This is a genomic window from Acinetobacter lwoffii (genome assembly GCF_052078135.1).
In the GTDB taxonomy this organism is placed as follows: Bacteria; Pseudomonadota; Gammaproteobacteria; order Pseudomonadales; family Moraxellaceae; genus Acinetobacter; species Acinetobacter lwoffii_Z.
In genome coordinates this window covers 1-8,508 of record NZ_JBQGUZ010000044.1, presented here as the reverse complement: position 1 = coordinate 8,508, position 8,508 = coordinate 1, and the positions used below count along the sequence as shown (strand labels likewise).

Sequence of the window (8,508 nt, the reverse complement as noted above, 5' to 3'; positions counted from 1 at the left end):
AGTGTTGATCTGTCAGCATGGTACGAGGCATAGCGAATAGTAAAATTGGGTTTGGCGATTTGATTTTACTACTTCGCTATTTTTTTAAACTAAAAGTGTCAACACACCCTAGTCGATTTTGAGATTTTTTAAATTTTATCAATGCTTCAATGTCCAAAACTATCCACATTTTTTGTGGATAAAATTTAGGCTATTTTGTACGTTTTGGCTCACATCAATCTCGGCTCTTTGCTGCTATCCGGAATACTGGAATTTTACTATTATGAACTCATCGGGAACAGGAAGTTCCATATAAGAATAACAATAGATAAGCACAAGGACTGTAAGGTAGGACAGGAGTTATACCGAGCGAACCAATACGAAAAACCCCGGCAGGATGCCGGGGTTTTTTATTGCTTAGAATATCTATAACTGGGTATTGATCTGATAGCGTGTACTACGTCCACCACCTTCTAATTTAACGATACATTCTTTCTCAAGTAAGTCTGATAAGTGGCGAGTAGCCGTTGCCTTACTGACTTTAGCAACCTTTTGATATTGCGAAGCACTAATACCATGTTCAAAGCCATTTTCGCCACCGTCTAATAAACGATTTAGAACTTTACGTTGTTCTTCACCCAGGGCTAAATTTGAATATTTATGCCAAAATTGACTTTTAAACAATGTTCGACTGATCTGCGCTAAGGTTTTTTCAAGGCTTTCATTCAACGTGTCTAGAAACCAAATCAGCCAATCTGTGATATCAGAATCATTTTTTTGAGTTTGTTCTAATATCTCATAGTAACTTTTACGTTTATTTAATATCGCAGTAGACATTGCATACAAACGGATACTTTGCTCATCCATTTGAGCTAGAGCAAGGTCTGTAAGTATACGTGTAATACGGCCATTACCATCATCAAAAGGATGTAGGGTAACAAACCATAAATGGGTAATGCCTGCACGTAACAGAGGATCAAGCAATGAATCATTCAGACTCTGATTAAACCACGCTATGAAGGTATGTAAGCGTTCTTCTAAGCCTTCTCTTGGCGGTGCTTCAAAATGTACTTTAGGGTAATCCAATCGACCTGAAACGACCTGCATAGGCTCTGATCCCCTCAGTTGACCAATGCGTAAACGTTGCATTGTCCAGTCGGGGTCATTGAAAAGCCAACGATGCCATTGCATGAGGCGCTCAACAGTCAGTGGTTGCTTAACATCGTTCAGCGCATCCAGCATGATATTGGCTAAACCTTCTGATCGATCTGAGCTTGGATAAGGCTGTTCAAGAGTGACACCCAAGCGTTGGGCTAAAGATGATCGCAATGAAAAAACATTGAGGGTTTCATTTTCAATTGCTGATGAAGCAACGAGATTGGCAAGTAGAGTATCTAGAGTGAATTGTTCTTTCGCTAAATCATGCTGACTTTGTCCAAGAAGAATTCCTATTTTTTGATGTATCTGTCTGGTTTTAGGTAAGATAGTTGAATCTTGCCATGTGAAATTTGTCCAGTTTTCTGCTTGCCAAATCCATTTCTGCATTTTCAATCTCTCTCATCTAAAATTTAAGATGAGTTAAATATAGCACAAATTCGACTCATATTGTGAGCCGAATATGTACTGTTAATTAGCTCATTATTTATCGAGAACAGTTCTACTTGGGGCTTACATTTTGACTTCGTATAACGTGTATTATGTTAATTTTAGAAATATTGAATAATTAATCATTTATCCCGTAAGTACTGAATAAATTAAATACATAGCAACTCCGATCACAGTCGTTGCAAAAATCTTTTGCACTCGATTAGCATCTATCCGATGTATTAAACTGCGCCCAATTAACATCCCCACAATACACGCCATAACGAAAGTGAGCGTGATGGAAACAGGATATTGAAAGCCGTCCAACACGTGGGCAGAAATACTAACCCCACCAATTAGAAAAATAATCATCAAGGAGGTCGCAACGATACTGCGCATATCGAGGTCTGTCACTTTACGTACTGCTGGAACAATCACAAAACCACCACCCACTCCAAGCAAGCCAGTTAACAAACCTGCCACCATACCAATAATACCGAGAGATAAAGCAGTTTTCATATTCCAGATCAGGCGACCTGTAGTTTGATTAACCTTGCACAGTGTATTTTCATGATCATGGACTTTATTAAAGAATATCCGGTAAGCGACGAGCAGCATCACTAGACTGAATGCTAGGGTTAGCCATACTGGAGATATAATTCCTGCTAGATGCACACCATAACGTGCTGATGGAATGCTGATGAGAGCAATCCAAAGCGCAGCACGATAACGCACTATACGTTTGAATAAACCTTCAAATGTTCCAACCAAGGCGGATAGAGTGACTGCAAGTAGGCCCACAGGGGCAGCCTGTGCTACAGTCCACCCTTGACTCGCCATGAGTGCCGGCACAGCGAGAATACCTCCACCAGCACCTGTTAACCCTAGCAAGCCACCAATGGCCAAGCTTTCCAGTATCAACATCCACATAGCCCACACCCCTCTTTAAATCAAGCAATTCAACAAAAGACAAACCTTGTTGTTTAATGTTGAAACTTGTTTATCTGAAATAGTTAAGTGGAAGTTTCAAATAAGAAACTCCATTCTCTTCTGGCTCAGGGAACTGTCCGGCTTTCATGTTGATCTGTATCGAAGGTAAAATTAGTTTTGGCATACTCAAACCCGCATCGCGCTTATTACGCATTTCTACAAATTCAGCTTTGGTCGTACCATGATGAATATGAATATTTCGGTTTTTTTGCGTCTGAAGATCCGTCTCACATACATAGCGATCACGGGTTTGTGGTAAATAGTCATGGCATAGAAATACTCGGGTACTCTCTGGCAGTTCAAACAGGCGCTGTACCGAATCAAAAAGTATTGCTGCACTTCCCCGCGGAAAGTCACAACGTGCCGTACCATAATCCGGCATAAACAAAGTATCCCCGACAAAGACAGCATCACCGATGACATAACTTAAGCAGGCCGGTGTATGTCCGGGGGTGGGAATGTTATATGCTTCGATTGAACCAATCTGAAATTTCTCATCATCTTCAAATAGGTAATCAAATAACTGCTGGGCATTCCATTGCTTAATATCCAAATGATAGATCGCAGCAAAGGTCTCCTGTACCACAGCAATTTTTTGACTCATGGCAATCTTGCCGCCCAATTCAACTTTGAGATACTGCGCTGCGGTCAAGTGATCTGCATGGACATGGGTTTCCAGAATCCACTCGACTGTTAAACCCTGTGCTTTGACATAGGCAATAATCTGATCGGCATGTGTGGTCGAAGTGGTTGCAGATGCAGCATCATAATCCAACACACTGTCAATAATTGCGCATGCCTGAGTTGTAGGATCACTCACCACATAACTAAAAGTATTGGTATCTTCATGAAAAAAATCTTTTACAACAGGGAAAATTGACATCATTAAGCTCCTGCCCACTTACGGTGAATCAACACGCCTACAAGCATTGCGACAATAAAATACAGGACCTGATAATGTCCAAGACCAATCAAAGTAAAACTTGGTGCAGGACATACACCAGCAACTCCCCAACCGATACCAAACAGCAGGCTGCCAATGATTAAGCGTGGGTCAAGTTTTTGACTGGTTGGCAATAAAATAGGTTCGTTAAAAACGGTTTTCGGTGCTGCAGAACGTATAGCTTTTTGAAAGGGAATAAATGCTACGGCAATTGCACCCATCATGACAAAGGCTAGACTGGCATCCCAGTCACCAAACAGATCTAGGAAATCCAGCACTTTTTCTGGATTCGACATACCTGATACCATCAGCCCCACAGAAAACAAACCACCAAAAATAAAAGCGAGAAAATTTTTCATTTAGAAAGCTCCTGTGATATGGCGAATCATATAAACAGTGACAAAACCAGCAAACATGAAACTCATGGTGGCCACGATGGAACGTTTAGACAAACGACTCATCCCGCAAATGCCGTGACCGCTGGTACAACCTGAACCTAAGCGTGTACCAAAGCCAACCAAGAGACCCGCAACCACCATCATCAGCGGACTCGCATTCAATTCAATTTCTGGCTGAACAAACAGTCCATAGATAAATGGCACCGTGATTAAGCCCAACAGAAACCAAATTGCAGGTGTTTTAAACATCGTTGAAGGGTTCAGCACCTGTTCGATTAAACCACTGATTCCGGCGATACGACCATGCACATAAAGATAGCCGACCACGGCTACGCCAAGAAGCAATCCGCCTAAAAATGCGATCAGAAAATCATGCATAGTAAATATACCCAATTACAATATATTTTTTTATATTATATAATAATTTTAATTATTCAAGTAGAAGATCTTAATTTTTTTATCTCATTATTAGGATGCATTCATGAACACTACTCAGTTAAAAACGCGAATAGACTTCTCACAAGTTGATCTTGTTAGTGATTGTCTAAAAGTTTTATCAAACCCAGATCGTCTTAAAATTCTATGTGTTTTGGTGGAAGGTGAACTCAATGTGCAGCAAATTGAAATACGCACTAATATCTACCAACCCACCTTGTCACAACAACTAACAGTTTTAAGAAACAATCAGATCGTATCGACACGACGGGAGGGTAAACAGATTTTTTATCAATTAAGCGATATGCGCGTGTTAAAAATCATGCAGACACTCTATGAAATTTATTGCAGTCACGATTAAGGTTCTGTCGCATTTCACCCTTTACAGTATCTAATCTAGTTCTTAATGCGATAGAACCATCTAACATAATGGCTGTTATACGAAATTAATGGATGTTCATATAGATTACTTGCATATTGTATTCGATCGAATACAATATAGTGAGAAGAGAAGGAATCCTCATGATTGAAATTAAACGTCTGCCAGAATTTGATGAATGGTTGGATGGCATTAAAGACAATATGACCCGTATCCGCCTGAATCGTCGATTAGATAAGGTTCAACGTGGAAACTGGGGAGACATTAAACCTCTCCAAGATGGCGTTTGGGAAATGAGAGAATTCTTCGGTTCTGGATGGAGGATGTATTACATCCAACATGGTGACGTTGTGATTGTAATGCTTGGTGGTGGAGATAAATCAACTCAACAACAAGACATCGATCGTGCAGTCAAACTATCGAAAACGTTGGAGGATTAAAATGGTTAAAGTAGCTGATTTACCAAGTTTTGATATGGCTGAGTCACTCAAAACTGAAGAAGACATTGTGATTTATCTCAATATGGTTCTTGAAGAGAATGATCCAGCTGAATTAGCTCATGCACTTGGTGTTATTGCTAAAGCTCGTGGCATGACTCAAATCGCTAAAGAAGCAGGGATTGGGCGTGAGGCACTCTACAAAGCCCTACGTCATGATTCAGCACCACGTTTTGATACAATTAATCGTGTAGTAAATGCTTTAGGCTTAAAACTCACAGTACAACACGCCTAAAGCTTTAAAAAATATAGTAAAAATGGGAGCTAAAGGCTCCCATTTTTAGATTCCTATAACGTGTATTATGTTAATTTTAGAGAAACTCATAAATGAATATAATAATTTGATTAAAATCCATTCTCTAAAATTCGGATATCAACACCAAGAACATCATCTTTTATCTTAAAGTGATGTTCTTGCATATGTACGGTTGCAAGGTGTGCATCTAAATGTTTGATACTTTTCCATTTTTCCAACATAACGACTGTATTTTTCAATGGCGCCTGATAAGACGCATGACTCTCATGATTAATAAGTAATTCGTAGCCAAAACAACCATCTTCTTCAAACACTGTTGGTGTGATCTCCTTGAATGAATTGATTACATGTTGCAGATGCTTTGAACCGGGTTTTACTTTAATTTCAGCAATAATTGTTAACATCATTTACCTCTATATCACTGATGCAGAAAAATTACGGATCAAATGTTGGCGATAGTCATCTTTTATTTGTGGTAAGTTTGGTGCTTTGATGACGTCATGAGCAATAAATGTTGACATGCTTTGCATACCAAGAAACTCATTGGCTTTTCGAAAAGGCAAATAAACCCCATCTACACCTCTCCCCTCAAAAAATTGTTTTGGATCAGTAAATGCTTCAGCAGGTGCATTCCAAGTTAATGACAGCATAAATTTTTTGCCATGCATTAAGCCTCCCGAACCATATTTTTTAGAAGTATCCGAACGTGAACGACCATCATTAGCGTATATATGACCATGACCTTCAGTAAATACATCATCAATATATTTTTTTACTGTCCATGGTGCACCCATCCACCAGCCTGGCATTTGATAAATAATAGCATCAGCCCAAAGATATTTTTTTACCTCCTCTTTTGGATCAAAAGCACTATCAGCACGCGTAACTTTAACTTTATGACCTAATTTGGTTAACACTTCTTCTGCTAAAATTGTCAAGGTATCATTCAATTCACCATTAGAATGAGCAAAAGTTTTAGCACCATTGATAATTAAAATATTATTCATCTTCATCCCAAATTGAATAGAGAAGTACAATATAAATTTAAGATCCATCAACATAAATGCAATTATTAACAAAACATTATTGATTAATTGTTAATAATTAAAATTAATATATAATTAAAAATGATTTTTTATTAATGATTTACTTAGATATGAAATCTACATTTGATGAACTTTTAGTATTTGTTACGATCGCTGATTGTGGCTCTATAGTGAAAACAGCAGAACAATTAAATCAAACAACATCTGCTATCAGTCGCACATTACAACGCCTCGAAAAAAAATTAAATGTTAAATTAATCGAACGTACAACCCGTAGCCTTAATCTTACCTATGATGGAAAAATTTTTTTAGAAAGAGCAAGAAAATTACTTTCTGATTTGAATGAAGCTGAAGAGTTGTTAATTAATCCAGGTACTGAACCTACAGGCTTAATTAAAATAGATTCAGCAACACCGTTTGTATTGCATGTAATTATTCCATTAATACCAGAGTTTATAGAACGATATCCAAAAATCAGTATTGAACTAACTAGTCATGATCATGTAATTGATTTATTAGAGCATAAAATAGATGTTGCTATACGATTTGGTGATCTAGAAGATTCAAGTCTCTATGCAAAATTATTATATAAAAGTCGTTTGTATATCGTTGCTAGCGCTGAATATCTCAAAAAAAATAACTTACCAAAATCTATTATTGAGTTAAATCAACATAGATTATTAGGATTTAGCCATCCTTTGCATTTAAATAATTGGCCAATTTATATAAATGATCAACTATATAAAACTTCACCATCTATTACAGCTTCTAATGGCGAAAGTGTTCGTCAACTTGCTTTACAAGGCGTAGGAATCGCTTGTCTCTCTGAATTTTTAATTTTAAAGGATATAAAAGAAGGTAAATTAATTGCTTTATTTGAAGATGAAATAAAGATTCATGAGCAAAAAATCCATGCTGTCTATTACAAAAAAAATTATATACCTAAGAGAGTTAGATTATTTATTGATTATTTATATGAAAAATTACAACAGCTTAATTAATTTTAAATGGATTTTTCAAACCAGAGTCTGAAAAATCCACCAAATCACTACCCATTTAACATAATGGAGGTTATGCGAAGTCGACTTGTTAGAACCCATTTAAAGTGTCTATATTCTCACCAATAAAAATGTCTGGTTTATGATGGTTTTTATCACCATGGACTGGATATAAAATATAGATGCTGATCACTATGTCTGATAAAGAAATTCAACGTCTTGCAGTTCTGCAAGACGTTAGAGATCATCGTATTACCCAGGTCCGTGCTGCTGAAATCCTGAATCTTTCCACCCGTCAAATTACCCGGTTATTGCAGAAGCTCAATCAAGATGGTGTCTCAGGTATGGCACATGCCAGTCGTGGTCAACCGGGTCATCGTCGCCATGACGTCCTGTTAAAATCAGAATGTCTTTCCATTATTTCTGAACATTTACTTGGCTTTGGTCCTACATTGGCTCATGAGAAGCTCAGCAGCATGTTTGGCCTGCATATCCCGGTAGAAACGGTTCGTCGCTGGATGACTGCAAATGACCTCTGGATTCCTCGATCCAAGCGCCTGAAACGTCAATATCAGCCTCGATACAACCGTGATTGCTTCGGTGAGCTGATCCAGATCGATGGCTCATATCATGACTGGTTTGAAGGTCGAGCTTCCAAATGCTGCTTGCTGGTTTATATCGATGACGCCACTGGAAAGCTGTTGCATCTGCGCTTTTGTGAGGCTGAAACGACCTTTGATTATATGCTTTCAACCCGAGCCTACATTGAGCAATACGGCAAGCCTTTAGCGTTTTATAGCGATAAACACTCGGTATTCCGAGTGAATCAGAAATCGAGCCAAGATAGCCAGATCACGCAATTTGGGCGGATTCTGAATGAGTTAAATATTGGTATTATCTTCGCCAACTCACCCCAGGCCAAAGGCCGTGTGGAACGTGCCAATAGAACACTCCAGGATCGCCTGATCAAGGAAATGCGCCTAGAAGGTATCTGTTCAATTGC

At 38.4% G+C, this 8,508-nt stretch carries 12 protein-coding genes; 5 read left to right on the top strand and 7 right to left on the bottom strand.

Annotated elements, in window-relative coordinates; translation table 11 throughout:
- Positions 1-405: 405 nt before the first annotated feature.
- From ACTL4S_RS16030 to ACTL4S_RS16010, 5 genes are all read right to left on the bottom strand, one after another.
- On the bottom strand, positions 406-1,524 hold the full coding sequence (locus tag ACTL4S_RS16030) for a Fic family protein (protein WP_171265303.1): 1,119 nt from the start codon (positions 1,522-1,524) through the stop codon (positions 406-408).
- A 186-nt stretch (positions 1,525-1,710) separates the two neighbouring features.
- Positions 1,711-2,493 carry a sulfite exporter TauE/SafE family protein gene (locus ACTL4S_RS16025; protein WP_086044976.1) on the bottom strand — a complete coding sequence of 261 codons (783 nt, stop codon included), beginning with the start codon at positions 2,491-2,493 and terminating at the stop codon, positions 1,711-1,713.
- A gap of 70 nt (positions 2,494-2,563) precedes the next feature.
- Entirely contained in the window at positions 2,564-3,436 is an 873-nt protein-coding gene (locus ACTL4S_RS16020; protein WP_441299661.1) for an MBL fold metallo-hydrolase, read from the bottom strand.
- 2 nt (positions 3,437-3,438) lie between these two features.
- On the bottom strand, positions 3,439-3,855 hold the full coding sequence (locus ACTL4S_RS16015) for a DUF6691 family protein (protein ID WP_155861417.1): 417 nt from the start codon (positions 3,853-3,855) through the stop codon (positions 3,439-3,441).
- Positions 3,856-4,272 (bottom strand): YeeE/YedE family protein, encoded by a 417-nt coding sequence (locus ACTL4S_RS16010; RefSeq protein ID WP_086044973.1) that lies wholly within the window; start codon positions 4,270-4,272, stop codon positions 3,856-3,858.
- Positions 4,273-4,375: 103 nt separating this feature from the next.
- Here ACTL4S_RS16010 and ACTL4S_RS16005 point away from each other — a divergent pair, with 103 nt between their 5' ends.
- The 3 genes from ACTL4S_RS16005 (at position 4,376) to ACTL4S_RS15995 (ending at position 5,440) form a co-directional block, all read left to right on the top strand.
- Positions 4,376-4,690: an ArsR/SmtB family transcription factor gene (locus ACTL4S_RS16005; protein WP_086044972.1), complete on the top strand. Its 315-nt coding sequence runs from the start codon at positions 4,376-4,378 to the stop codon at positions 4,688-4,690.
- Positions 4,691-4,851: 161 nt separating this feature from the next.
- The gene (locus ACTL4S_RS16000; RefSeq protein ID WP_004647749.1) at positions 4,852-5,148 is read left to right on the top strand and encodes a type II toxin-antitoxin system RelE/ParE family toxin; all 297 of its coding nucleotides are present in this window, start codon (positions 4,852-4,854) and stop codon (positions 5,146-5,148) included.
- A 1-nt stretch (position 5,149) separates the two neighbouring features.
- The gene (locus tag ACTL4S_RS15995) at positions 5,150-5,440 is read left to right on the top strand and encodes an addiction module antidote protein (protein WP_004647750.1); all 291 of its coding nucleotides are present in this window, start codon (positions 5,150-5,152) and stop codon (positions 5,438-5,440) included.
- A gap of 110 nt (positions 5,441-5,550) precedes the next feature.
- Here the strand turns inward: ACTL4S_RS15995 and ACTL4S_RS15990 are convergent, their stop codons facing one another.
- Together ACTL4S_RS15990 and ACTL4S_RS15985 are read right to left on the bottom strand one after the other, a co-directional pair.
- On the bottom strand, positions 5,551-5,865 hold the full coding sequence (locus ACTL4S_RS15990) for a putative quinol monooxygenase (protein WP_005105962.1): 315 nt from the start codon (positions 5,863-5,865) through the stop codon (positions 5,551-5,553).
- A 9-nt stretch (positions 5,866-5,874) separates the two neighbouring features.
- Entirely contained in the window at positions 5,875-6,468 is a 594-nt protein-coding gene (locus ACTL4S_RS15985) for an NAD(P)H-dependent oxidoreductase (RefSeq protein WP_004647752.1), read from the bottom strand.
- 149 nt (positions 6,469-6,617) lie between these two features.
- On the opposite strand from ACTL4S_RS15985, the gene ACTL4S_RS15980 reads away from it, so the two are divergent.
- The gene (locus ACTL4S_RS15980) at positions 6,618-7,508 is read left to right on the top strand and encodes a LysR family transcriptional regulator (RefSeq protein WP_035334907.1); all 891 of its coding nucleotides are present in this window, start codon (positions 6,618-6,620) and stop codon (positions 7,506-7,508) included.
- Positions 7,509-7,687: 179 nt separating this feature from the next.
- Positions 7,688-8,508, top strand: an 821-nt coding sequence (locus ACTL4S_RS15975) for an ISNCY family transposase (RefSeq protein WP_441299660.1), incomplete at its 3' end; no start/stop codon positions are given.

Excerpts from the sequence above, each read along its gene's own strand:
- ACTL4S_RS15980 (WP_035334907.1), top strand. The coding sequence starts at position 6,618 with ATGAAATCTACATTTGATGAACTTTTAGTATTTGTTACGATCGCTGAT.
- ACTL4S_RS16000 (WP_004647749.1), top strand. The coding sequence starts at position 4,852 with ATGATTGAAATTAAACGTCTGCCAGAATTTGATGAATGGTTGGATGGC.
- ACTL4S_RS16020 (WP_441299661.1), bottom strand. The coding sequence starts at position 3,436 with ATGTCAATTTTCCCTGTTGTAAAAGATTTTTTTCATGAAGATACCAAT.
- ACTL4S_RS16025 (WP_086044976.1), bottom strand. The coding sequence starts at position 2,493 with ATGTGGATGTTGATACTGGAAAGCTTGGCCATTGGTGGCTTGCTAGGG.
- ACTL4S_RS16015 (WP_155861417.1), bottom strand. The coding sequence starts at position 3,855 with ATGAAAAATTTTCTCGCTTTTATTTTTGGTGGTTTGTTTTCTGTGGGG.
- ACTL4S_RS16030 (WP_171265303.1), bottom strand. The coding sequence starts at position 1,524 with ATGCAGAAATGGATTTGGCAAGCAGAAAACTGGACAAATTTCACATGG.
- ACTL4S_RS16010 (WP_086044973.1), bottom strand. The coding sequence starts at position 4,272 with ATGCATGATTTTCTGATCGCATTTTTAGGCGGATTGCTTCTTGGCGTA.
- ACTL4S_RS15985 (WP_004647752.1), bottom strand. The coding sequence starts at position 6,468 with ATGAATAATATTTTAATTATCAATGGTGCTAAAACTTTTGCTCATTCT.
- ACTL4S_RS15995 (WP_004647750.1), top strand. The coding sequence starts at position 5,150 with ATGGTTAAAGTAGCTGATTTACCAAGTTTTGATATGGCTGAGTCACTC.
- ACTL4S_RS15990 (WP_005105962.1), bottom strand. The coding sequence starts at position 5,865 with ATGTTAACAATTATTGCTGAAATTAAAGTAAAACCCGGTTCAAAGCAT.
- ACTL4S_RS16005 (WP_086044972.1), top strand. The coding sequence starts at position 4,376 with ATGAACACTACTCAGTTAAAAACGCGAATAGACTTCTCACAAGTTGAT.